Annotated in this window: 20 protein-coding genes; 19 read left to right on the forward strand and 1 reads right to left on the reverse strand. The window is 54.2% G+C overall.

The features are described from left to right. Positions 1–107 precede the first annotated feature (107 nt). The 19 genes from rfbB (at position 108) to IGW04_RS03885 (ending at position 21,679) form a co-directional block, all read left to right on the forward strand. Positions 108–1,190 (forward strand): dTDP-glucose 4,6-dehydratase, encoded by a 1,083-nt coding sequence (gene rfbB, locus IGW04_RS03795; RefSeq protein WP_194711686.1) that lies wholly within the window; start codon positions 108–110, stop codon positions 1,188–1,190. Further along, complete coding sequence (rfbA, locus tag IGW04_RS03800) at positions 1,187–2,086, forward strand: glucose-1-phosphate thymidylyltransferase RfbA (RefSeq protein WP_194711687.1); 900 nt, start codon at positions 1,187–1,189, stop codon at positions 2,084–2,086. Before rfbB ends, rfbA begins: the two co-directional genes overlap by 4 nt. Before the next feature lie 45 nt (positions 2,087–2,131). After that, positions 2,132–2,677 carry a dTDP-4-dehydrorhamnose 3,5-epimerase gene (rfbC, locus tag IGW04_RS03805; RefSeq protein WP_194711688.1) on the forward strand — a complete coding sequence of 182 codons (546 nt, stop codon included), beginning with the start codon at positions 2,132–2,134 and terminating at the stop codon, positions 2,675–2,677. Further along, positions 2,674–3,543 carry a dTDP-4-dehydrorhamnose reductase gene (rfbD, locus tag IGW04_RS03810; protein ID WP_194711689.1) on the forward strand — a complete coding sequence of 290 codons (870 nt, stop codon included), beginning with the start codon at positions 2,674–2,676 and terminating at the stop codon, positions 3,541–3,543. The genes rfbC and rfbD overlap by 4 nt, the downstream gene beginning before the upstream one ends. A 180-nt stretch (positions 3,544–3,723) precedes the next feature. Then, positions 3,724–4,554 (forward strand): ABC transporter permease, encoded by an 831-nt coding sequence (locus IGW04_RS03815; protein WP_194711690.1) that lies wholly within the window; start codon positions 3,724–3,726, stop codon positions 4,552–4,554. Further along, positions 4,544–5,956, forward strand: a complete 1,413-nt coding sequence (locus IGW04_RS03820; protein ID WP_194711691.1) for an ABC transporter ATP-binding protein — start codon at positions 4,544–4,546, stop codon at positions 5,954–5,956. Before IGW04_RS03815 ends, IGW04_RS03820 begins: the two co-directional genes overlap by 11 nt. Positions 5,957–6,017: 61 nt before the next feature. Continuing rightward, on the forward strand, positions 6,018–8,513 hold the full coding sequence (locus IGW04_RS03825) for a glycosyltransferase (protein ID WP_194711692.1): 2,496 nt from the start codon (positions 6,018–6,020) through the stop codon (positions 8,511–8,513). Further along, the gene (locus tag IGW04_RS03830) at positions 8,506–10,464 is read left to right on the forward strand and encodes a glycosyltransferase family 2 protein (protein ID WP_194711693.1); all 1,959 of its coding nucleotides are present in this window, start codon (positions 8,506–8,508) and stop codon (positions 10,462–10,464) included. Before IGW04_RS03825 ends, IGW04_RS03830 begins: the two co-directional genes overlap by 8 nt. Before the next feature lie 268 nt (positions 10,465–10,732). Beyond that, positions 10,733–11,461, forward strand: coding sequence for a glycosyltransferase (locus IGW04_RS03835; protein WP_194711694.1), 729 nt, complete (start codon positions 10,733–10,735; stop codon positions 11,459–11,461). Further along, positions 11,448–12,464: an NAD-dependent epimerase/dehydratase family protein gene (locus IGW04_RS03840; RefSeq protein WP_228526811.1), complete on the forward strand. Its 1,017-nt coding sequence runs from the start codon at positions 11,448–11,450 to the stop codon at positions 12,462–12,464. Before IGW04_RS03835 ends, IGW04_RS03840 begins: the two co-directional genes overlap by 14 nt. After that, the gene (locus IGW04_RS03845; protein WP_194711695.1) at positions 12,461–13,021 is read left to right on the forward strand and encodes a sugar transferase; all 561 of its coding nucleotides are present in this window, start codon (positions 12,461–12,463) and stop codon (positions 13,019–13,021) included. The genes IGW04_RS03840 and IGW04_RS03845 overlap by 4 nt, the downstream gene beginning before the upstream one ends. A gap of 324 nt (positions 13,022–13,345) precedes the next feature. Next, the gene (locus IGW04_RS03850; protein ID WP_194711696.1) at positions 13,346–14,332 is read left to right on the forward strand and encodes a glycosyltransferase family 2 protein; all 987 of its coding nucleotides are present in this window, start codon (positions 13,346–13,348) and stop codon (positions 14,330–14,332) included. Continuing rightward, positions 14,322–14,687, forward strand: coding sequence for a GtrA family protein (locus tag IGW04_RS03855; RefSeq protein ID WP_323744806.1), 366 nt, complete (start codon positions 14,322–14,324; stop codon positions 14,685–14,687). Before IGW04_RS03850 ends, IGW04_RS03855 begins: the two co-directional genes overlap by 11 nt. A gap of 161 nt (positions 14,688–14,848) precedes the next feature. Continuing rightward, on the forward strand, positions 14,849–16,783 hold the full coding sequence (locus tag IGW04_RS03860) for a polysaccharide biosynthesis protein (protein ID WP_194711698.1): 1,935 nt from the start codon (positions 14,849–14,851) through the stop codon (positions 16,781–16,783). A 106-nt stretch (positions 16,784–16,889) separates the two neighbouring features. Then, positions 16,890–18,266: a phosphomannomutase/phosphoglucomutase gene (locus IGW04_RS03865; protein ID WP_194711699.1), complete on the forward strand. Its 1,377-nt coding sequence runs from the start codon at positions 16,890–16,892 to the stop codon at positions 18,264–18,266. Between the two features lie 39 nt (positions 18,267–18,305). Next, complete coding sequence (gene waaC, locus IGW04_RS03870) at positions 18,306–19,295, forward strand: lipopolysaccharide heptosyltransferase I (RefSeq protein WP_194711700.1); 990 nt, start codon at positions 18,306–18,308, stop codon at positions 19,293–19,295. Positions 19,296–19,329: 34 nt separating this feature from the next. Next, on the forward strand, positions 19,330–20,205 hold the full coding sequence (locus IGW04_RS03875; RefSeq protein ID WP_194711701.1) for a Kdo hydroxylase family protein: 876 nt from the start codon (positions 19,330–19,332) through the stop codon (positions 20,203–20,205). Then, entirely contained in the window at positions 20,205–21,479 is a 1,275-nt protein-coding gene (gene waaA / locus IGW04_RS03880) for a lipid IV(A) 3-deoxy-D-manno-octulosonic acid transferase (RefSeq protein WP_194711702.1), read from the forward strand. Before IGW04_RS03875 ends, waaA begins: the two co-directional genes overlap by 1 nt. A 5-nt stretch (positions 21,480–21,484) precedes the next feature. Next, positions 21,485–21,679: an oxidoreductase-like domain-containing protein gene (locus tag IGW04_RS03885; RefSeq protein WP_407672028.1), complete on the forward strand. Its 195-nt coding sequence runs from the start codon at positions 21,485–21,487 to the stop codon at positions 21,677–21,679. Positions 21,680–21,696: 17 nt separating this feature from the next. On the opposite strand, the gene IGW04_RS03890 is transcribed toward IGW04_RS03885, so the two are convergent. Next, complete coding sequence (locus IGW04_RS03890) at positions 21,697–23,088, reverse strand: peptide MFS transporter (RefSeq protein WP_228526813.1); 1,392 nt, start codon at positions 23,086–23,088, stop codon at positions 21,697–21,699. Between the last annotated feature and the right edge of the window lie 387 nt (positions 23,089–23,475).

Below are 23,475 nucleotides of genomic sequence, written 5' to 3' on the forward strand. Positions count from 1 at the left end.
TTACGGATTTAAATTCTATGGAGGCGGGCATTGCGGCAACTGGTCACTGCAATTCACGTAAAATACGGCCCTCACAGGATATTGTTATATTGTATAGGGGCAATAGTATGATTTTGGTAACGGGAGGTGCTGGGTTCATTGGGTCCAACTTTGTCCTGGAGTGGTTGGCCACCGGAGACGAAAGCGTTCTGAATCTCGACAAGCTGACCTATGCGGGTAATCTCAACAATCTTGCTTCGTTACGCGGCGACGGGCGGCATATGTTTGTACAGGGCGATATTTGCGATCGTCAACTGATTGACCGCCTTTTAAATGAACACAGGCCGCGTGCAATTGTACATTTCGCTGCTGAAAGCCATGTCGACCGTTCAATTCATGGACCTGCCGCCTTTGTTCAGACTAACATCAATGGTACTTTCAACTTGCTTGATGCCGGACGTGCCTATTGGTCCACTCTTGTCGGCCAAGCGCGCGATGCGTTTCGTTTCCTGCACGTTTCGACCGACGAAGTATATGGCTCACTCGGCCCTTCCGATCCGCCGTTCAGCGAAACCAACCCTTACCAGCCCAATAGTCCCTACTCGGCTTCCAAGGCGGCATCCGACCATTTGGTTCGTGCGTACTACCATACGTATGGCTTCCCTGTATTGACCACAAATTGCTCGAATAATTATGGCCCGTATCATTTTCCGGAAAAATTGATTCCGCTGGTGATCGCCAATGCGCGTGCTGGCAAACCGTTGCCTATTTATGGCGACGGCCAGCAAATTCGCGATTGGCTGTATGTCAAGGACCATTGCGCGGCCATTCGCCGGGTACTATCGGACGGTCGCTTCGGTGAAACTTATAACGTTGGTGGCTGGAACGAAAAAGCCAATCTTGATGTTGTTCATGCCCTTTGCGATATCCTCGACGAAATGGATCCCCGTCCTGCCGGTGGTAGCTACCGTCAACAGATCACCTATGTGGCTGATCGTCCTGGGCACGACCGCAGGTATGCGATCGATGCACGGAAGATCGAACGGGAACTGAACTGGAAACCTCTCGAAACCTTCGAGACCGGCCTGCGCAAGACCGTACAGTGGTATCTCGACAATGATGCCTGGGTGAGGAGTGTGCAATCTGGCGATTACATGAAATGGATGGAGCGCAACTATAGTCAGCGCGACAATGTCGAGGAGCAAGCATGACAGAACAGAACGGAACGAGTCGAAAAGGTATTATCTTGGCGGGCGGCTCCGGCACACGGCTCTACCCCGTGACAACATCAGTTTCGAAACAATTACTGCCGGTGTATGACAAGCCCATGATTTACTATCCCCTGTCAACACTCATGCTGTCAGGCATCAGAGATATCCTGATTATTTCGACGCCGCAGGATACGCCACGTTTCGCCGAATTGCTCGGAGACGGTAGCCAGTGGGGACTCAATCTTCAATATGCTCAGCAACCCAGTCCAGACGGCTTGGCCCAAGCATTTATTATCGGTCGCGAATTCCTGAACAATTCGCCTTCAGCGCTCATTCTCGGCGACAATATTTTTTATGGCCATGATTTTGAGGGACAATTGCGGGAAGCGTCTGTCAAGGAAAACGGATCGACTGTATTTGCCTATCACGTAACGGATCCCGAAAGATATGGTGTCGTTGAATTCAATGATGACAAGCGAGCGGTAAGCATTGAAGAGAAGCCGATAAATCCAAAATCCAATTACGCAGTGACAGGTTTGTATTTTTATGACAACCAAGTCTGCGACATCGCTGCTTCAATCCGTCCATCGCCGCGTGGCGAACTCGAAATCACTGATGTTAATCGTATCTACCTTGAACGTAACGAGCTTACTGTCGAATTGATGGGACGCGGCATGGCTTGGCTCGATACCGGAACCCATGATTCCCTTCTGGATGCCTCGCATTTCATTGCCACTATCGAAAAGCGTCAAGGCTTGAAGGTTGCCTGTCCGGAAGAAATTGCTTTCCGGCGCAATTATATCAATGCCGAACAACTGGACCGCTTGGCGCAAACATACAAGAAAAATGGTTATGGAAAATATTTGTTACGCTTACTGCAAGATAACGTTTTCTAAGCCATATAAAATCTCGAAATATCCGTAAGCGATTTTTAAAAAATCATGCACCTACAAAAAACATCCATTCCCGACGTACTGATTTTCGAACCCAAGGTATTTGGTGACGAGCGTGGTTTTTTTTACGAAAGCTTTAACCAGAAAAAGTTCTCCGAATTGAGTGGTGTGGCAACTTCCTTTGTGCAGGACAACCACTCCCGATCGGCCAAAAATGTATTACGGGGCCTTCATTACCAGATTCGCCAACCGCAGGGAAAGCTCGTCAGGGTAGTTCAGGGAGAAGTCTTCGACGTCGCCGTGGACATCAGGAGGAGTTCGCCTACTTTCGGCAAAGCAGTCGGAGTACACCTATCGGCTGACAATCACCGCCAATTATGGATTCCGGTCGGATTCGCGCACGGTTTCGTGGTTTTGAGCGACTATGCTGAATTTCTATACAAAACTACCGATTATTGGGCACCTGAACATGAGCGGTCCATTGCTTGGGACGACCCCGAGATTGCTATCGAATGGCCACTGACCGATGCTCCCATCCTGTCTATAAAAGACAAAAATGCTTTATTGCTGAAAGATGCAGAGATTTTTTTATGAAGATTCTGATTACTGGAAAAACGGGGCAAGTCGGGTACGAACTGGAGCGTAGCCTGCAAAGCCTAGGAACGGTGGCCAGTGTCGATCGCAAGCAGATGGACTTGTCTGATTTAAGTCGGATTCGCCAAGTTATTCGGGACATCAAGCCTGATCTTATTGTAAATCCTGCCGCTTACACTGCAGTCGATAAGGCAGAGGAAGAGCCGGACGTGGCGATGCGAATCAATGGAGAAGCTGTAGGAGTGATGGCGGAAGAGGCAAAATTACTCAATGCAAAATTTATTCATTATTCGACAGACTATGTTTTTGACGGAACAAAGATTGGTTCCTATGTCGAGGAGGACATCCCAAACCCCATTAATATATATGGCAAAACAAAACTGGCTGGTGAAAGGGCTCTGCAGGACAGTGGTGTGCCCCATCTAATCTTTCGAACGAGTTGGGTATACGGTACGCGGGGAAAAAACTTTTTACTGACAATGTTGAGGTTGGGTAAGGAAAAAAAAGAACTGCGTATTGTAAGTGATCAGATAGGTGGCCCGACATGGTGCCGGACTATTTCGGATACCACTGCAAATGTACTGGTTCACGCTTATGCGAGTAAAACTCCTGAAGAATGGTGGGAAAAGAACAGTGGCATCTACCACCTTGCAGCTCAGGGCCAAACAAGTTGGGCGGGATTTGCAGATGCAATATTTTCTCGCATGAATTCTGAAACCAGTCCGATTGTGCATCCAATTTTTACCAAAGAGTACCCGTTACCAGCCCAGCGTCCGGCGAATTCCCTTCTCGACTGTCAGCGAATCAAGACGAAGTTCTGCGCTCTTCCGAAATGGGATGATGCCCTGGATTTATGCATGATGTAATGCCTTGAAGAAAAGATTTTCTCCTTTATCAAATTAGCGGCTATGTTTGTCTAATGCAGATTCGCAAAGTCGCGCGCGGATCCGTTGTCATCTAAATACTCCCGCTCCGGTTCGCGTGTTCGCTAGCGCGGTTGACATGCGCTGTTTTTAAATAACACACATGTCACTTTGGAAAATTAAATGAACCCCTATCAAAACATCGGCACCTCGCCACACAGCATGTTTCTTTCATTCTGGAGAAACAAAGGCTTGATTCTAGCCTTGATAAGGAGGGAAGTCTTGGGTCGTTATCGCGGCTCTATCATGGGTATGGCTTGGTCTTTTTTTAATCCATTGTTCATGCTCTTCATCTACACGTTCGTGTTTTCAGTCGTATTCAAATCCCGCTGGGGCGGAACGGTAGAGGAAACAAAAGGAAACTTTACTGTTATTCTTTTTGCGGGTCTATTTGTTCACGGGTTGTTTGCTGAGTGCGTGAATCGTGCCCCTAGCCTCATTTTGTCGAATGTCAATTATGTGAAGAAAGTGGTTTTTCCACTCGAAATTTTACCGATTGTAGCTTTTGGATCCGCGCTTTTTCACAGTTTGATCAGTTTGTTTGTCTTATTGGCTGCGCAACTTCTGATCATGAAAAGTATTCCTTGGACAGCAATATTTTTTCCACTTGTGATGTTGCCTCTGGTATTCGCTACACTAGGCATTGCATGGTTTCTCGCTGCTTTAGGAGTATATTTGCGGGATGTAGGCCAAGTGACGGGGATATTCACTACTGCGCTGCTATTTTTATCGCCTGTTTTTTATCCCATTTCCGCTTTGCCGCCGCAGTACCAAACATGGCTGAAAATCAACCCGCTAACAATCATTATCGAAGAGGGAAGAAATACCCTGATTTTTGGTAAGGTGGTTAACTTTGATCACTTGGGTGTTTTGCTCGCTGCAAGCGTTGTCCTTGCATATCTCGGCTACGCTTGGTTCCAGAAAACAAGAAAGGGGTTTTCGGATGTCATCTAACGATGTTGTTATTTCGGTGACGGGGCTGGGAAAATGTTACCAGATATATAAAAAACCCCATGACAGACTGAAGCAGTTTTTCTTTCCCAAGCTGAAAAGAATAGCTGGCGGCCAAACCACTAATTATTATGATGAATTCTGGGCGCTGAAAGATATATCGTTTCAGGTAAAAAAAGGCGAAACATTAGGAATTATAGGTCGGAACGGGTCTGGAAAATCAACGTTGTTACAGGTCTTATGCGGAACGCTGACGCCAACTCTTGGGGAAGTGAATATCAATGGAAGGATAGCTGCTCTTCTTGAATTAGGCGCAGGATTTAACCCTGAATTTTCTGGCATTGAGAATGTGTACATGCAGGGAACTTTGCTGGGGTTGACAAAATCTGAAATAGACGAGCGTCTGGAAAGTATTGCCGCATTTGCTGAGATTGGCCAATTCATTGAGCAGCCTGTCAAGACATATTCAAGCGGCATGTATGTACGTTTGGCATTTGCCGTAGCGGCACATGTAGATGCCGATATACTAGTTATCGACGAAGCTTTGGCGGTAGGTGACGCGCTGTTCACCCAAAAATGCATGCGTTTCCTGCGACGTTTCAAAGAAAACGGGACATTGCTTTTTGTGAGCCATGATTCTGGAGCAGTAACGGGTTTATGTGACAATGCCCTGTGGCTTGATAGAGGGGTGCCCCGCGCGTATGGCCCATCAAAAGAGGTTTCTGAAGCTTATCTGGCGTCACTTTATGACAATTCGACTGAGGGAAGCCCAAAATCAGAAAAGAAAATAACGGAAATGGTGCCGGCGCGTGCTTCAAAAGAAAAAACAGCGCGCAAAGCTGATTTCCGATTGGAAGAAATATTGGCTTCCAATCTTCGCAACGATATCGAGGTATTTGAATTCGATCCGAATAGCAGTTCGAGTTTTGGTGCCGGCGCTGCCCAGATCAGAAAAGTCGACGTCATCCAAGTTGGTGAAAACCAGCAATTGTCCTATGTTATTGGTGGCGAAGACGTTATTGTACGCATTAACGTGCTGGCCTTAGCGGACATTGCTAACCCTATTGTCGGATTTTCCGTAAAAGATAGATTAGGGCAGGTTTTGTTTGGAGATAATACTTATATTAGCACTCGAACCAGTCCCATACCTGTAGCGGCCGGTAAAGTGTTCAATGCTGAATTCAGTTTTCAAATGCCTATCTTGCCGCCCGGTGATTACACAATATCCGCAGCAGTTGCCGATGGAACACAAGAAGATCATGTTCAGCACCACTGGATTCACGATGCTGTTGTGCTTAGGTCGATTTCTTCATCGGTAAGTACGGGACTGGTTGGTATTCCAATGGAAAATATTGTCGTTGCAGTAGAGGAAAATGAATTGCCTCAATCAGTTCAACATGGTTGATTGGGAAGGTTTTCAATGTTGAGGTTTTGGTGCAGATGTTGTTTAAGGACTTTTTGCCTTAATGGTAGTGATAACGTCGAATCGCATTTCAAGTTTAATTCATAGTAAAATTATGGCACATGTCCAGCAGGCAGAGTTCTGCCTATCCGTAAGAAAAACCTTTCCGACTTATTTTTCCGAGCGTATTGTCATCGACATTGGTTCGCTTGATATTAACGGTAATAACCAGTATCTGTTCGCCAACTGCCTTTATCTTGGCGTTGATGTAGCGCCAGGCCGTAATGTGGATTTTGTTTCGCCAGGACATGCGCTAGCATTACCAGACGAAAGTATCGACACAATTGTGTCTACCGAATGTTTTGAACATGATCAGTATTACGAACGAACACTAAAAAACATTATTCGTCTGCTTAAGCCGGGTGGCATGTTTTTATTCAGTTGTGCAACCACCGGCCGTCCGGAACACGGGACTCGACGTACCACGCCACATGATGCGCCTTTGATCCAAGGCTTCGGTGAATGGTCAGACTATTACAAAAATCTTGAAGAAAGCGATATTCGGGAAATTATCGACATCGATTCGGTTTTTTCAAAATATGCTTTTTCTATCAATAATGAAACGCATGATCTCTATTTCTGGGGCATAAAGGCTGGGCAGTCGCCCGCTAGGACTGATTACTCTTTTCAGATACAGCGCGCTGCACTGCAGTCAAAGTTGGAAAAAATGGAAATCCACGTTGTTTCCATGCAGGAAACTATTACAGAGCGCGATCGGACAATAAACGCACTTAATCAAGTGGTTTTAGCGCGTGATGAATATATAGGGTGCCTAAATCACCGTGTGAGGGAAGTTGAGGAGAAGTTGCATGCACAGTCGCGTGATTTTGAGTCGGCTATAAAAGACTTGCAGCATCAGGCATCACTCGCCAGGGAATATGGCGCGGCGATGGCTGGAAATGCTGCCGGCGCACAAGCTGAACTTTCGCGAATTTATCAGTCGCGATCTTGGCGCGTTACCAAGCCTATACGTCTAACGGGAAGAATCGCACGAGGTGAATTCGGCCTCGTGAAGGCTGCTGTGCTCAACCACTTAGGAAAGCCGTCGGCGCACGAGTTAACGCAGACGTCTGTTGAAAGCGCCCAAGTTCAACGTTCGGCAAAATTGTATGCGGTCGGTCGCCGCATTTATCATGCGCTTCCGCTAACTGCAGCCAACAAAATGAAACTCCGGCGGATGGTTAGCCCATTTCTGCGTGCCGCGATGGATGTTAGTGACGGCCGGCCTGTTTCTTCAGTCGTAGCCGCGCTAAAGGAAAGCCGAAACCAACTAGGATGGGGCGGTCGAAGGGAGGCAGCGCTGGATGCTGCCCTGCGTGAACTCAGCGTCAATATTAAAGATTCCGGACCAGTCTGCCATGTGATCGTTTTGCCTTTTCTTGCCACTGGCGGAGCTGAGCGGGTCGCACTCAACTATGCCCAGGCAGCTAGAAATGCCAATCCGGGGTCGACTGTCCTGATCGTTATAGCAGACCGGGGTCTGGTAAGCGATAGAGTCATATTGCCCTTCGGCGCTCAATTGCTGGTTCTTGACGCCTTTTTCGAAGGAGAGAGTAGTTATACAGAGAAACAGCAGCTTCTCGAAGACTTGTTAACTGCTTTGCGTCCAAAAGTCACCCACAATATCAATAGCGAAGTCGCTTGGAATTTGTATTTATCCAAAGGTGAACGTCTTGCAAAAATAACGAAGTTGTTTGCCAGCATCTTTGCATTTCAATTCTCTCCAGACGGAAAAAGCAAGATCGGATACGCTGCATACTTTCTGCAGCCCGGGATTCGCCATTTAACTGGCCTCCTAAGTGATAACAAGCGATTTATTCATGATGCATCGGACGAATATTCCCTTCCCGACGCAGATCGGGCGAAAATGCATGCAATATATAATCCGGTCAGGGTGGAACGCTCCCGTCTGTCTCCCGATGTTCATGCGCGACTTGCTGAAATCTCCACAAGGCAAAGCTCTAGACGGCTTAAAATCCTTTGGGCTGGAAGGTTAGATGAGGAAAAGCGCATTGACCTGCTTTTTGAGTTGATCGGGAATTGTGATTTCGCGGACTTTGACGTGTACGGTGACCGTGTAATGACGCGCGATTCGGCGCTTCCTGAATTTCCGAACGCTCAATACAAAGGCGCTTTCAGTACGCCCGAAGAACTTGTCGACAATACTATTTACGATGCTTTTATTTTTACCTCACGCTGGGAAGGAATGCCAAATATCCTTCTGGAAGTTGGCGCACTTGCGATCCCTGTAGTCGCTACTACCGTAGGCGGAGTAGGCGAACTCATTACCGACGAGACTGGATATCCTCTGCCGGAGCGACCTGCGATAGCAGACTATCTGGATGCATTGCGAAAAGTCCAGGCAGATCCTGTTGCTGCTTCAATCAAGGCAAGAAATCTTCTTGCCTTGATTGAAGAGCGGCATTCCTGGTCGGCCTTCGAAGAAGCCGCTAAGCAGATTCCCGAATATTTTAATAAAAACGGCAGCGAATATGCGTGATATGGCGAACTTTCCTCTTCCAAAAGTTTCGGTAATTATTCCGTGCTTTAATCAGGGAAGCTATCTTGCAGAGGCCGTTATATCTGCCAAGCTCGCCTATTCAGGCCCGCTTGAGGTGATCATCATCGATGATGGCAGTACGGAACCGAAAATTGAGCGCTGGTTGAAAGAGGCGCAAAATTTGGGGGATTTCGTCAAGGTCGTTCGCCAGAAAAATCTCGGTTTATCCGGTGCTCGTAACACAGGAATTTCTCTGGCAACCGGAGAGTTTATACAGTTACTTGACAGCGACGATATTCTGGTTCCCCAAAAGATTGACAGTCAGGTTGCACACTTTCTCGTTGCGGAAAATCTAGATGTCTCAGTCGGAAATTTTTTGCTATGTGATGATAGGCGTGATGTTTTCTCCAAGCCAGACGAAGCAATCGCAAATTTTTCCCTGAAAATTGAAGATTTTCTTTATTGCTGGGAGCGTGGATTTGTCATTCCTATACACTGCGCATTATTCAGACGTGACCTCCTTGCAAATAATCCCTTCGATGAAAGTGCTAGAGCGAAAGAAGACTGGCTTTTCTGGTGTAGGATCGTTTCCGGCGGAGCACGGCTCTCTTATATAAACAGGCATTTTGCAATTTACCGACAGCATGCATCCAGCATGAGGAGGTCATATGTTTCAATGGGAAAAACATGGCTTTTTGCTGCATTGAAAATTGATCAGATAATCGGCAAGCAACACCCTGATTTTTTCGAGTCAGCCTTGTCCTGGTTCCAGCAGTGTTATCGCAGCAATCCCCTGTACAACGAAGAGCTTCGTAATTTTGGTGCCCGGCACGAGCAATCCGGGGGCATAAATAAGCCCATACCATTGCCGGTTTCTTTCAGCGACGATGCCGATTCAGTTATAAAATCTCTTGTCAACATTGGCGCAGAGGAAAGGCTTCCGTCCATTTCAGTCGTCATTCCTGTATATAACCATTACGAGCATTTTCTGCAGTGTCTCACAAGCCTAGGCAAACAAGGAATTAATAACTTAGAAATCGTCTGTGTCAATGATGCATCTACTGACCAAAGAATTTCTCCGCTGCTGCGAAAAATTGCTGAAAGCGTCAAGAATTTTGTCGTGATTGATCATTCCGTCAATACTGGGATTTCGGAAACTCAAAACGAGGCGGTAAATGCCGCGAAAGGGGAATACATCGCCTTTCTCGACTGTGATGACGCTCTTGTGCCCAATGCTCTCAAACAAGTCGCTGATAAGCTTGAATTGGATGGGACGATCGACTATCTGTTCACCGATCGCTACGACATCGACCACGCCGGAAATGTAATCCGATTAGCCAAGTATGGTGGTTATCATAATATAAGCCACAATGCGGCCAGGCCAGTACGGGCCGATCTGCTCGACGGAATGATCGCATCGCATCTGAAAGTAATTCGTCGTCGGATTTATCAGGAAGCTGGTGGAACTGGTGCTCAATTTACCGGTTGTCAAGATTGGGAACTGGCGCTGAAAATTGCCGAGTTCGGCAATTTTTTCTATCTTCCTGAAGCATTATATCGGCATCGAATACATGAAAACTCCGTGACCTCGTCGGAGCATGTATCTCAGTTTAGAAAGACCAATGAATTACGTCGAATTTTTGCAAAAAAATGGTTGTGGACGAGCGGAGGGAAATCCTGGCAACGACCTTCTTCGAATGAAGAAAATGGCGCAGAATCGACTCGTTGGTTTGATTCTTCCAGTGTCCCGTCTCTGGACGATTTAAAGGAATCTTGGAGGCAGGGAAAGAGATGCTGTTTTGACTTTATGCAATCCCATGACCTGCCAGCGGTGAATTTTATACGCGAATTTAATTCTTATTTCGACGCGATTCGTTGGTGCGATCCGGCGGTGCCAAGTGCACTTATTGGTTACCTCTGGTCGCATGAAATATTGAAGGAAAAAAGTTAATCAGTGGTTGCATGTTGCCCGGCAATAGTGGCTGGGCATTGCTGCCATTTTTTAGGATTTTAAAAGTATTTATCTGCGCCGCCCAAAAATGTGAAGCATTAGCTCGTTTTTCTGAATGCTGACTGGCTAGTAGGATAAAAGTATTATATTTTTGAATGGCAACGGAGGTCAGATAAAATAATCTGCACGAAGTTGAAAGCGCTATAGCCAAGTGAGTCTACCTGAATTTTCCATTTCGATCGTTAGTCACGGCCATCTAAGGCATGTCTTGTCTTTGCTGCAGGATTTGAACGCGTTTGAAAGAAATGACTTTGAAGTAATTCTCACATTTAATGTGCGGGAAGAATGGAATATTGATTTAAAAATTTATGCGTTCCCACTGACGATAATTTACAATGATAAGCCAAAAGGGTTTGCGGAAAATCATAATGCGGCGTTTAGAGCGTCTAAAGGCAGTTTTTTTGTTTTTTTGAACCCAGACATCAGGCTGCCGCATGATCCTTTTGATTCGCTTATTGCGGTTTTGGAAAAATATGGGCGATCCATTTGCGCGCCTAAAATTCTCAATCCAAAAGGCGAAATTGAAGATAGTGCTCGCGGCTTTCCATCGCCTTGGTTTCTAATGAAAAAGCTTTTTAGAAAGGTTTTTGGTTTTACGCTTGCGATTGAACGGGTGAAATCTGTGGGGCCCATGTTGCTCAACCCGGATTGGGTTGCCGGCATGTTCATCATGGTACCTTCGACGCTTTATTCCGAACTCGGTGGCTTGAACGAAAATTATTTTCTTTACTATGAAGATGTTGATTTTTGCGCTCGCGCCCGCCGCAAGGGAGTTTCAGTTTTTCTTGTCAGTAATGTCGCGGCGGTTCATATGGCACAGCGCGATAGTCATCGCAGGCTCCGCTATACGTTTTGGCATCTGCGAAGTGCGTTGAGGTTTTTTATATCACCAGCTTACCTTTACATTGCTGCGCGAAGAGTATTTGGCCTTCGATGAAATTCTGCCAAATAATGGAGCTAATGAGTCAGAAGAAATCGAGATGAATAGGCCAAAGAAAATATTGGTTACTGGAGCAGCCGGCTTTGTCGGCCGCGCTGTCTGCCAAGAACTACGTAAAAGAAATCTGGCTTTCATAGGTTCGGCTCGTCGCCCCGATGGCGAAGCTGTGTCTCATATTGCCGAGATATCTACGGTAACGAACTGGAGCAGCGCGCTTAACGGGTGCGACACTGTAATCCATCTTGCCGCACGCGTGCATGTTATGAATGAAAACGGTATTGCAGGGATTTGCGCTTACAGGAAAACGAATCTTGATGCAACCCTGCACTTTGCAAAAGAGGCTTTGAAGCATGGCGTTGCAAGATTCATTTTCGTCAGCACGATCAAGGTGAATGGCGAATCAAGCGGGATAATCCCTTTCTCGCCAGACGACGTACCGAAACCGCATGGCAGTTACAGTATTTCCAAATTCGAGGCCGAACAGGCCTTGATCTCCCTATGTCAGTCGTCATCAATGGAGCTGGTCATTGTCCGCCCGCCATTAGTGTATGGTCCTGGCGTGAGGGCCAATTTCCTGCGTTTAATGAAATTGGTGTGCCTTGGGATGCCGCTGCCATTCGGATCAATTACCGCTGAGAGAAGCATGATAGCGGTAGAAAATCTGGCCGACTTCCTCGTTCTGATCTGCTCGCATCCAAAAGCTGCGAATCGCATCTGGCTAGTTTCGGATGGATGCGACTTGAAAATAGGCGACCTGATCAAACTTATTTCCTCGGCAATGTGTAGGCCCGCTTTACTGTTTCCCTTGCCTGTCCCTGTATTGCGGTTTTTCGCCACACTGGCGGGAAAAGGCGAACAGCTTGATCGGTTCGTGAATCCCTTACGCGTTGATATTTCCGGCGCCGTAAATGAGCTCGGCTGGACACCCGTCATATCTACTAAGGAAGCAATTAATAATACGGTCAGGCAATTCTTGAATACGAAAACGACCCCGAAATGAAAAGGGTATTAGATTGGTGGCTGGCAGCGTTACTTTCCATTTTCCTTTTTGTACCTATCTTATTAATCGCTGCCGTCGTCAAACTCACTTCCCCCGGCCCAGCCCTCTACTGGTCCGACCGCGTCGGCCGCAGGAACGCCATCTTCCGCATGCCCAAGTTCCGCACCATGCGCATCGACACGCCCGCCGTCGCCACCCACCTGCTCGGCAACCCTGACCAGTTCCTGACCCCCATCGGCTCCTTCCTGCGCAAGACCAGCCTGGACGAGTTGCCCCAGCTGTGGAGCATCCTGAAGGGCGACATGAGCTTCGTCGGGCCGCGGCCGGCGCTGTTCAACCAGTATGACTTGATCGAACTGCGCACCCGCCACCACGTGGACGAATTGTTGCCCGGACTGACAGGCTGGGCGCAGATCAATGGCCGGGATGAACTGGCGATTCCCGACAAGGTGAAACTCGATGTCGAGTACCTGCAACGGCAATCCTTGCTGTTCGATCTCAATATCCTCGTCCTTACCTTCCTCAAAGTAGTGCGTCGCGAGGGCGTCACGCATTAGCAGGGTGGCTTGATTCAAGCTGGACAATTCGGCAAGCCTTTGCAGACAAGCAAAAGGCGGCCTGTCGATGAATGCTATCTTGTGCTGCCCGGCCAGTCCGGGATCTTCAAGGCAGTTAGCCGGCTTCGGTGACCTGTTCCGTGGTGTCGCTCGCGGCGTAAAGAAGCCGGTTCAGCATCTTGCATTGAACGCAGGAAAGGGCGTGTGCAGCGCATTTGCCCCGGCGAATGTACTGAATGCGCAGCACTCATCATGACCAACAATACAACTTCGTTTTTTACCGATTCCAGGCCAGGGGTTTGTGAATTTCCCCAGGAGCAGGAAATGCCTGCGCGCCGCATCGCGGTCGTCATTCCGAGCTACAAGGTAACCCGCCATATTCTCGGCGTCATTGACTCCATCGGCCAGGAAGTTTCGGCTATTTATGTAGTCGACGATAAATGTCCCGACGGCAGCGGCGACCTGGTGACGGCGCAATGTCGCGACCATCGCGTGGTCGTGCTGCGGCATGAGGTCAACCAGGGCGTCGGCGGCGCGGTGATGACGGGTTACCGGGCGGCGGTGGCAGATGGCGCCGAAGTGATCGTCAAGATCGATGGCGATGGCCAGATGGACCCGAACATGATCTCATCCTTCGTTCAGCCCATCCTGGATGGCGAGGCCGACTACACCAAGGGCAACCGCTTCTTCAATCTGGACGAGATCGGCAACATGCCGCCGGTGCGGATGTTCGGCAATGCGCTGCTGTCGCTGATGACCAAGCTGTCGTCCGGCTACTGGGATGTCTTTGATCCTACCAACGGTTATACCGCCATCCATGCCAACATCGCCGGGCAATTGCCCTATGCAAAGATCAGCAAGCGCTATTTTTTCGAGACCGATATCCTGTTTCGCCTGAATACCCTGCGTGCCGTGGTGCAGGACGTGCCGATGGATGCCACCTATGGCGACGAGGTGAGCAACCTGAAGATCTCGAAGATCGTCGGGGAATTCATGGGCAAGCACATCCGGAATTTCGGCAAGCGGATTTTCTACAATTATTATCTGCGCGACATGTCGCTTGCCTCGCTGGAGTTGCCGCTGGGCGTGATTTCGCTGCTGTTCGGCCTGATCTACGGCGGGCTGCGCTGGGCCGGATCGAGCGAGGCGGGCGTTGCCACGCCGGCCGGCACCGTGATGCTGTCGGCGCTGCCGGTCATCATGGGAATACAACTGATTCTTGCCTTTTTCTCCTATGACATTGCGTCCGTGCCGTCGCGGGCTGTGCATCGCAGCGCCAGGTTTGCCAGGAGACGGTCGCGTGGTGCTTGATCAGCGGTTTCTGATTTATCTGGCTGGCGGTGTGCTAAGCGCGGCGATCGATGTCGGCATCTTCCAGGGGCTGCTGGCCTACGGCGCCAGCCTCGTTGTTGCCACGTCAACCGGCTTCTTCATTTCCCTGGTGGTGAATTATCTGTTTCATGCAAAGTTCACCTTTACCTCCGCCGCGCGCACCGCGTCATTCGGCAAATATCTGATTGTTGTAGCGTTCAATTACGGAATTGCGCTGGGCATGGTGTCGCTTGCGGCGTCCTTGCTGGATAGTCCGCTGACAGGGAAGATTCTTTCCTTGCCTGTGATTGCCATTATTGGATTCTTTGCGGGGAAGCACTGGATTTTCAAATGAAAACTTCCGCAATGAAAGAAAAATTTGCGGGCTGAAAATTTTGCAAATTACTCAACGAAGGCTGCGGCCGATCAATTAATTCGAAAACCGACCAGCGTTGCAATGCTGCAAAGCGGCATCGCCGGGTAAAATGCTGTTTTTATTGCATAAAACCGGCGTCGATGAGAGCCATTCTGGAATTATCCCGTTTCAAAAAGCAACTTCTGGCAGCCAGTGTCGACGCCGTCATGCTGCCGCTCACGCTTTTCTTCGCCATCTGGCTGCGCTACGACCATGTCGACCTGTTGCTGATCAAGCAATATGCCTGGCTGATGCTGGCCGCACCGCTGGTGTCGATCCCGGTCTTCATCCGCATCGGCCTGTACCGGGCCATGATCCGCTTCATCGATCCGAAGATCGTCTATGTGGTCGTGCTCGGCGTGTCGCTGTCGCTGGTAGTGCTGGTCACCATGTCCGCCATCGTCACCCGCCTGGAAGGCCTGTCGCGCGGCGTGTTCGGCATCTACTGGGTCAGCGCCATCCTGTACATGGTGGCCGGACGCTTTATCGCCCGCGGGTACTTCATCCGGGCAATGGGTCCGCTGGACGGCACCCGGGTGGCAATCTACGGCGCCGGCAACGCCGGCGTGCAGCTGGCAAGCGCACTGCGCATGGTGCCCGACTATACCCCGGTGGCCTTCATCGATGACAACCGCGACCTGCAGGGCGCCACCATTGCTGGCATCCGGGTCCATGGCTCGGACAATCTGGAACGACTGATTACCCGCCGCAGCATCAAGGAAATCCTTGTCGCCATGCCCAGCCTGAGCCGCGCTCAGCAGAAGGACATCCTGAACCGGCTGGAACCGCTGAAGGTCAAGGTCAAGATCACGCCGCCGGTGGGCAGCTTGCTGTCGGGCCAGTTGCGTCTGCAGGATGTACGCGACATCGAGATCGAGGACTTGCTGGGGCGCGACCCCGTGGTGCCGGACATGGGGCTGCTGTCCTCCTGCATTACCGGCAAGTCGGTGCTGGTGACGGGCGCTGGCGGCTCGATTGGCTCCGAATTGTGCCGGCAGATCCTGCGCCTGAAACCCAGCCGCATGCTGCTGCTGGAGAGCGCGGAATTCAACCTCTACAGCATCGAGCAGGAACTGCAGGGCATGCGCCAGTCGCTGGGCATCGAACTGGAACTGATTCCTTTCCTGGGATCGGTGCTGGACCAGCAGAAATGCACCCGCATGCTGCAGACCTTCAATGTCGATACCATCTATCACGCCGCGGCCTACAAGCATGTGCCGCTGGTGGAGCACAATCCGGTCGAGGGCATACGCAACAATGTGTTCGGCACGCTGTCCATCGCCCGTGCCGCGGTCGATGCCCGGGTCGGCCGCTTCGTGCTTATTTCCACCGACAAGGCAGTGCGGCCCACCAATGTGATGGGCTGCACCAAGCGCATGGCCGAACTGATCCTGCAAGCCTTTGCCCGCGAGCAAAAACATACCCGCTTCTGCATGGTACGGTTCGGCAACGTGCTTGGTTCCTCGGGTTCGGTGGTGCCGCTCTTCCATAGCCAGATCATGGCAGGCGGCCCGATCACCGTGACCCATCCTGAAATCACCCGCTACTTCATGACCATTTCGGAAGCCGCGCAGCTGGTGCTGCAGGCCGGCGCGATGGGCGAGGGCGGCGATGTGTTTGTTCTGGACATGGGCGAACCAGTTAAAATCATCGACCTTGCCAAGCGCATGATCCATTTGAGCGGCCACGAGGTCAAAAGCGATGCCACGCCGGAAGGCACGATAGAGATCCGGCAGATCGGCCTGCGTCCCGGCGAAAAGCTGTATGAGGAACTGCTGATCGGCGCCAATGCCCAGGGCACCGGTCATCCGCTGATCATGCGGGCGCAGGAGGCGGAGCTGGCATGGCCGGCGTTGCAGCGCATCCTGGACCGGCTCAACGACGCATGCAACCGCTTCGACGTGGAGACCGTGCGCGAGCTGCTGCTTGAAGCGGTGTCGGAATATGCGCCGCAGTGCGGGATCGAGGATTTTATCTGGACCGCGCGCACCGCGCGCATCAAGCCAGAGACGGCACGCATCCATGCCGTGAAATAAGCATTGCGCAATGGCCCTGCGCTGATTGCCATTGCTCCTGACCAGAGCGGCGCCGGCCGAACGCCGGCGCCTTTGCCAACCGAGACAACGAAACGACAAGACAACCATGCTCAATCTCTCTCCCTCCATTTTCAAGGCCTACGACATCCGCGGCATCATCGGCAAGACGCTGGACGAATCCGTGGCGCGCCGCATCGGCCAGGCCTTTGGCACCGCCGTGCGCGCCAAGGGTGAAACCACGGTTGTCATCGGCCGCGACGGCCGCTTGTCCGGCCCGGGGCTGGCCGCGGCGCTGGCCGAAGGCCTGCAGGCCGCCGGCGTGGACGTGATCGACATCGGCGTGGTGGCCACACCCATGGTCTACTTCGCCACCAGCACGCTGGACGCGCGCTCCGGCATTATGGTGACCGGCAGCCACAATCCGCCGGACTACAACGGTTTCAAGATGGTGCTGTCGGGCGAGGCGATCTATGGCGACGCCATCACCGCGCTGTACCGCACCATCGACAGCAATGGCTATGCAAGCGGGCAGGGCAGCTACCGGCAGCAGGACATCCGCAACGACTACCTGCAGCGCATCATCGGCGATATCAAGCTGGCGCGGCCGATGAAGATCGTGATCGATGCCGGCAACGGCGTGGCCGGCGCCTTCGCGGGCGACCTGTACCGCGGCCTGGGCTGCGAAGTCACCGAGCTGTTCTGCGAGGTCGACGGCAACTTCCCGAACCATCATCCGGACCCGGCGCACCTGGAAAACCTGGAAGACCTGATCCATGCGCTGAAGACCTCCGACGCCGAGCTGGGCCTGGCCTTCGACGGCGACGGCGACCGCCTGGGCGTGGTCACCAAGGATGGCCAGGTGATCTTTCCCGACCGCCAGCTGATGCTGTTCGCCAAGGATGTGCTGTCCCGCAATCCCGGCGAAAAGATTCTCTATGACGTCAAGTGCACCCGCCACCTGGCGAGCTGGGTCACGCAGAACGGCGGCGAGCCGCTGATGTGGAAGACCGGCCATTCGCTGGTTAAGGCCAAGATGCGCGAGACTGGCGCGCCGCTGGGCGGCGAGATGAGCGGCCACATCTTCTTCAAGGACCGCTGGTATGGCTTCGACGACGGCATGTATGCCGGCGCGCGCCTGCTGGAACTGATGAGCCGCGAGAGCGACCCATCGGCGGTGCTCAACGCGCTGCCGCAATCGACCAGCACGCCCGAGCTGCAGCTGAAGCTCAACGAGGGCGAGAACTTCGCGCTGATCGAGAAGCTGCAGAAGGAAGCGCAGTTCCCCGGGTCCGACCAGGTCATCACCATCGATGGCCTGCGCGTCGAATATCCGGACGGCTTTGGCCTGGCGCGTTCTTCCAACACCACGCCGGTGGTGGTGATGCGCTTCGAGGCCGAGAACGACGCGGCGCTCGCGCGCATCCAGTCCGAGTTCAAGCGGGTGATCCAGGCTGCCAAGCCGGACGCCGCGCTGCCTTACTGACGCATCGAGATGCATCCAGGAGCCCGGCGCGGAGCCGGCATGAAGATATTGATCGTGCGGGTTTCTTCGCTGGGCGACGTGGTGCATAACATGCCCATGGTGGCCGACCTGCGCCGCCATGCGCCCGATGCGCAGATCGACTGGGTAGTGGAAGAGGCGTATGTGAGCCTGGTGCGCCTGAACGACGGCGTGCGCAATGTGATCCCGGTGGCGCTGCGGCGCTGGCGCAAGAGCCTGGCCTCGGCCGCCACGCGCGCCGAGATCCGCGCCTTTCGCGCGGCGCTGCGCGCAACCGACTATGACCTGGTGTTCGACACCCAGGGCCTGTTCAAGACCGGCCTGCTGATGCGCATGGCACGGCTGGCGCCGGGCGGGCGCCGCATCGGCCTGGCCAATGCCACCGAAGGTTCGGGCTACGAGGCGGTGTCTCGCGTTTTTCATACAAGCAGCATCGCGGTAGGCAGGCGTACCCATGCGGTGCAGCGTGCGCGCGAGGTGGCGGCCGGCGCCCTGGGCTACCAGGTCAGCGGGCCGGCCGATTTCAATCTTCAACCGCCGACGCTGCAACCCGACTGGCTGCCGCGGGAGCGGTATGCGGTGTTCTTCCACGGCACCGCGCGCCCGGCCAAGCAGTGGCCGCAGCAGAGCTGGATTGCGCTCGGCAATCGCCTTGCCGCGCAGGGACTGGCCGTGCTGCTGCCATGGGGGAGCGCCGCGGAACGCGAGGCGGCGCAGCAGATTGCGGCCGGCATTCCCGGCGCCCGGGTGCTGCCGGCGCTGCCGCTGATGGAGGCAGTCACACTGGCCCAGCGCGCGACGCTGGCGGTGGGCGTCGACACCGGCCTGACCCATATCGCCGCGGCCTTCTGCCGGCCCACGGTGGAGCTGTATTGCGATTCGCCGCGCTGGAAGACCGAGGGCAACTGGTCGCCGCGCATCATCAATCTCGGCGACCAGGGCATGCCGCCTGACGTGGCCCAAGTGGAAGCGGCCGCGCTGTCCCTGCTGGAACGCCAGGCCATTCGTTAGCCTGATACCGACCCGACACGGCATAATACGGCTGATGGAACAGCAAATCATTGATATCGACCGGCGCGACTGGGACGCCGGCTCCGAACCAGCCAACCCCGAATGGATCGCCGCGCTGGAAGCCGGCAAGGTGCTGCACTTTCCGCGGCTGCCGTTTGCATTACAGCCGGGCGAGGAAGCCTATCTGACGCCCGATGTGCGCGACCCCAAGGTGCGCAACATCAGCCTCGACGCGAACGGCGGCCTGAAGGGCACGGTGCTGGACGCTGCCGGTCAGGCTGCACTCGCGCGCATGGTCGGCCGCTTTCGCCAGCAGGCGCAGACCCTGGTGGCCCAGCTGCTGCCGGCCTATACCGGCAAGCTGCGCAGTGCGCCCACGAGCTTCCGCCCGTCGCAGGTCGAGACGCGCGCGCAGTCCTGGCGCGCCGACGACCGCCGGCTGCATGTCGACGCCTTTCCGTCCCGGCCCAACTATGGCGAGCGCATTTTGCGCGTGTTCACCAACGTCAACCCCGAAGGCCAGCCGCGCGTCTGGCGCGTGGGCGAGCCGTTCGAGGACGTTGCCCGGCACTTCCTCCCGCGCATGAAAAAGTATTCGCCCGTGCAGGCGCGCCTGCTCCGCGCGCTGCATGTGACCAAGTCGCTGCGCAGCGAATATGACCACCTGATGCTGCAACTGCATGATGCGATGAAATCGGACCAGGACTACCAGCGCGATGCGCGGCAGGTCACGATGCCGTTCGCGCCCGGCGCGGTCTGGGTCTGCTTTTCCGACCAGACCTCGCATGCGGTCATGTCCGGCCAGTACATGCTGGAGCAGACCTTTCATCTTCCCGCGGATGCCCAGTACGACCCGGCATCCAGTCCCCTTGCCATCCTGACGCGGCTGACCGGCCGCACCCTTATCTGATGCGTCTGCTTTATTCGTTGTTGTGGTGGGTTGGCCTGCCGCTGGTATTGATGCGCCTGTGGTGGCGCGGCCGCAAGGAGCCGGGCTATCGCCGGCACATCGGCGAGCGGCTGGGCTTTTACCGGGACGCCGCGCCGGCGCCGGGCAATCAGCTGATCTGGCTGCATGCCGTATCGGTCGGCGAGACCCGCGCCGCCGAGCCGCTGATTGCTGCGCTGCTGGATGTCTATCCCGACCGCAGCCTGCTGATGACCCATATGACGCCCACCGGCCGCGCCACCGGGCGCGAACTGTATGGCCACTATGGCGACCGCTTCCACCAGGTCTATCTGCCGTACGACACCGGCTGGATGGTCAAGCGCTTCCTGACGCATTTCGCGCCGCGCCTGTGCATCCTGATGGAGACCGAGGTCTGGCCCAACCTGATCGCCCAGTGCAATGCCCGCCACGTGCCGGTGGCGCTGGTCAATGCGCGGCTGTCGGCGCGCTCGCTGGCGCGCGCCGGCCGCTTCGGCGGCCTGCTGCAGAAGGCCGCGCAGGGCATTGCCTGCATCGCCGCCCAGACCGAGGCCGATGCCCAGCGCCTGCGCCAGGCCGGCGCCAACAGCGTGGAAGTCACCGGCAACATCAAGTTCGACGTCAGCCCGACGCCGGCCATGCTGGATGCGGGCGCGGCCATGCATGGCCGCTTCGGCAAGCGTCCGGTGCTCTTGTGCGCCAGCACGCGGGAAGGCGAGGAGGCGATGATCCTCGATGCGCTGGTGCAGACGGAAGCGCCGCTGGGCGAGGCGCTGCTGGTGATCGTGCCGCGCCATCCGCAGCGCTTCGACGACGTGGCGCGCGAGATCGAGGCGCGCGGCCTGGCCTACCGGCGCCGCTCGTCTTTGGGATACGAGGTGCCGCCCGAAGTGCAGGTGGTGCTGGGCGACTCGATGGGCGAGATGTTTGCCTACTACGTCGCGGCCGACCTGGCCTTCATTGGCGGCAGCCTGACGCCGCTGGGCGGGCAGAACCTGATCGAGGCCTGCGCGGTCGGCACGCCGGTGCTGATCGGCCCGCATACTTTCAACTTCAGCGCCGTCAGCGAGGATGCCATCACCGATGGCGCGGCCATTCGCGTCGACAGCGCCGCCGCCATGCTGCAGCAGTCGGCCGCGCTGCTGGCCGATGGCGACGCGCGCAAGGCCATGGGCATGCGCGCCCGTGAATACGCGCTGCAGCACCGCGGCGCCACCGCCCGCACGGTATGGCTGCTGGCGCCCCTGCTTGGATGACGACGATGGCCACCCGCATCTCTCACGACCCCCGCCCGCAGCCGCCCGAGCAGCCGGGCGACGATGAATGCTGCCGCAGCGGCTGCGATCCCTGCATCTTCGATCTCTACCAGCAGGAGCTGCAGCGGTACCGGGAAAGCCTGGCGCAGTGGGAAGCGCGGCAGGCGGCGAGGCAAGGCGGCGAGGATGCTGCGCAATAGACGGTAGCTGCGGCCCGCTACATGCCCTGCACGGTCCGCCGCAAGCCCCTGGCGAGCAGCATCAGGATGACGCTCGCCGCAAGCGAGAGCGCAATCATCAGCCCGAAGAAACGCTCGCTGCCGATGCGTTCGTAGTAGCTGCCCAGGTAACCGGCCATGTAGTTGCCGAAGAAGCTGGAGAGCAGCCAGATGCCCATCATCATCGCGATGATCCTGCGCGGCGCGATCTTGCTGACGAAGGACAGTCCGATCGGGGACAGATAGATTTCACCGACCGTGAAGAAGAACACGCAGGCAAGGAGCCATAGCCAGTGCAGTTTGCGGCCCGTGGGCAGATCATGCATCAGGGCCAGCAGCAGAATGAAGCCCAGCCCCATGATCAGGCAACCCATGCCCATCTTGACGATGCTGCCGGGTTCGCTGGCGCGGCGCGATTGCCAGCCCCAGAACCGGTTCAGGAACGGCGTCAGCACGAAGATCAGCAGAGGATTGAAGGACTGAAACCAGCTCGACGGCATCTCCCAGCCGAGGACATGCCAGTCGGCCTGCCGGTCCGCCAGCAGTTGCAGCGTATTGCCCTGCTGTTCATAGATGCCCCAGAAGATCACGGTCACGGTGCACACTGCGATGAGCGCAACCACGCGCTGCCATTCTTCGGCAGTCAGTCGCTCCGGCTTCGCTGCACCGGCATGGCTGCGATGCGGGCGCAGCGGCAGGCCGGCGGGCGGCAGCCGATGCTGGCCGAAGTGGTACACCGCCAGCCCGATGCACATGCCGACGCCGGCCGCGCCAAAACCCCAGTGCCATCCCACCTTCTGGCCCAGGGTGCCGCAGACCAGCGGCGCGAGGAATGCGCCCAGGTTCACGCCCATGTAGAAGATCATGTAGGCGCGGTCGCGCCGCATGTCGCCCGGGGCATAGAGATAGCCGACCTGGGTGGAGATGTTGGGCTTGAAGAAGCCGTTGCCCACGATGAGGAACAACAGGGCCAGCAGGAAAAACCGTTCGCTAGCCATCAGGAAGTGCCCGATGCCCATCAGCACCGCGCCGTAATAGATCGATCTTTTCTGGCCGATGTACTGGTCGGCAAGCAGGCCGCCGAACACCGGCGTCAGGTACACCAGCCCGGTATAGAGGCCATAGATCTGGCTTGAAAGCGCCTGGTGACTCAGCGGGCCGAACAGGGTTTCGATACCGGACCTGAGCGCGGCAAAGCCAAGCACTTCCGCGCCCTGCTCGATTTGCGCAAGCAGGTGCTTGGTCATGTACAGCACCAGCAGCGCCCGCATGCCGTAGTAGGAAAACCGCTCCCACATTTCTGTGAAGAACAGCACGAACAGGCCTTTGGGATGGCCCAGAAAATCCTTCTCCAGGCTGACTGCCGTACTCGGCGATGTGGCGAAATCCAAGATATCTCCTTGCCTGAGGAAGTCAGGATAGTACCTGCTGTTTGCGGTAAAAAAGTTCGCGTACATGCCGGCCGCCAGAACGAACGACGGATCACGATCCTGCCAGATGTGCTTCGAACAGGATTGGTTGCTTAGTCAGCGAGCTTGTTCCTGATACTGGTCTCTGACAGCACAGCACAGCACAGCGAAAGGACTTGGCGCTTGTGGAGTTGGCTGCAGACTATTCATTCGCCCTGTTGGCATCGGTCTGGCTCGTTGCCTTTAAAGGAACCGGTCTTCTTTTTGCGTTAATTAATCTAAACCATTGAATTTCATGCAACTGAAAATTTGGATTAATTGCAGTCTTTTCAAAAAAATGGTCTTGTAATTAATCCATGATGAAGTTCC

Origin of the sequence: Noviherbaspirillum soli, assembly GCF_015352955.1 — a bacterium.
Lineage (GTDB): Bacteria > Pseudomonadota > Gammaproteobacteria > Burkholderiales > Burkholderiaceae_D > Noviherbaspirillum_A > Noviherbaspirillum_A soli.